The organism is Ideonella sp. B508-1, assembly GCF_000333615.1.
In the GTDB taxonomy this organism is placed as follows: Bacteria; Pseudomonadota; Gammaproteobacteria; order Burkholderiales; family Burkholderiaceae_C; genus Ideonella.
On sequence record NZ_BADL01000205.1, the window covers coordinates 1 to 1,474 of the forward strand.

Sequence of the window (1,474 nt, forward strand, 5' to 3'; positions counted from 1 at the left end):
AAATTGCATGCCCTGCCGACCCGCGGGTTTCAAAGTCAGGGATCCTTGGAATTGCTCCGGCAAAAGAAAGGTTCCGGGGCAGGCGATGAGGTATTGGCCGCCCTGCTCAAGGCCGTGGAGCAGGGGTATCGGCTGTCTGCAGCCATGCCCCAGCAGTCAGAGATCTTCCCGCCCCTGCTGGTGGGCCTGGTGCGCTCGGCGGAAATGACCAGCGAGCTGCCCCAGGCGCTGGAGCGCTTCATCGACTACGAGGGGCGGCTGACCTCACTGCGGCAGAAGCTGGTCAGCGCGGCCATCTATCCGGTCATCCTCGCGGGGGTGGGTGCTGGGGTGGCCGTGTTCTTGATGGGCTACGTCGTGCCCCGCTTCGCCCAGGTCTACCGCAGCGGGGGCAAAGAACTGCCCTGGGCTTCACGGCTGCTGCTGGACACCGGCACCTTCCTGGGGGATCACCGCTGGCCTGTGCTTGCCGCGACGGTAAGTCTGGCCTTGGCGCTCCTGGTCCGCGTTCGTCGGCACCTGCGCGACGGCACCTGGTGGCGCCTGCTTGGCATTCTGCCGGGCGCGGCGCCCAAGCTGGAAGCGCTGGAGATCTCGCGGCTGTACCTCACCCTGGGCATGCTGCTGCAGGGCGGCCTGCCGATTCTCGCGGCCCTGCGGCTCAGCGAGCAAACCTTGAGCCAGGACCGCCGCCAGGCCCTGCAGCGCGTGGCGCAGCGGGTCAGCGAAGGCGAGGCGCTGACCGACAGCCTTCAGCAGGAAGGCCTGACCACTGTCCTGGCGCAACGCCTGCTCAAAGTCGGAGAGAAGTCCGGCCAGCTCGGCGAGATGCTGGTGCGCACCGCCACCTTCTTCGAGGACGAGGCCTCACGCTGGATCGAGCGCTTCTCCAAGGTCTTCGAGCCGGTGCTGATGGCCGCGATCGGTCTGGTGATCGGGGCCATCGTCGTGCTGCTGTACATGCCGATCTTTGAGCTGGCGGGGTCACTGCAGTGAGTCAGGACACCCGAGATCTACAGCGCTTCCTGCGCGCTCTGACGCACCAGGACACGCGCGGCACCCTGGCGCAGGTGGCCGAACACCTGGGCCTGGAGGAAGCCGCCTGCCTGTCCCGATTGGCCGTGGCTGCCGGGCTGACGCCCGTGCGCTCCGAAGCGCTGCAAGGGCACGAGCTGGACCTGCAGCGGCTTCCGCTGGCCCGGGCGCAGCAGCTCGAATGCCTGCTTCTCCAGCGGCGGGCAGGTGAACCCTGGCAGGACGCTGTGATCGGCGACCCCTTGGCCAACCACTTGATCACCCAACTCGAAGCCCTGGCCCAGGGCCCCCTGCGCTTCCTGCTGGCCACACCGGCCGACATCCGGGCCCGGCTGAAGCAGCAAGAGCACGCTCCCGGGCACTGGACACCCTGCACTGACCACGGCAACAGGTGAAGACNCGGGTTCGGCAGGATCGGGGTGCTCTCATCGGAGTGCTC

2 protein-coding genes are annotated in these 1,474 nt (G+C 67.6%); both read left to right on the forward strand.

All coding sequences use genetic code 11. The features are described 5' to 3' along the window. The first annotated feature begins 51 nt into the window (after window positions 1-51). Window positions 52-996 (forward strand): type II secretion system F family protein, encoded by a 945-nt coding sequence (locus I73_RS09000; RefSeq protein ID WP_255348160.1) that lies wholly within the window; start codon window positions 52-54, stop codon window positions 994-996. Further along, entirely contained in the window at window positions 993-1,430 is a 438-nt protein-coding gene (locus I73_RS09005; protein WP_022980309.1) for a hypothetical protein, read from the forward strand. The genes I73_RS09000 and I73_RS09005 overlap by 4 nt, the downstream gene beginning before the upstream one ends. The last annotated feature ends 44 nt before the right edge of the window (window positions 1,431-1,474 follow it).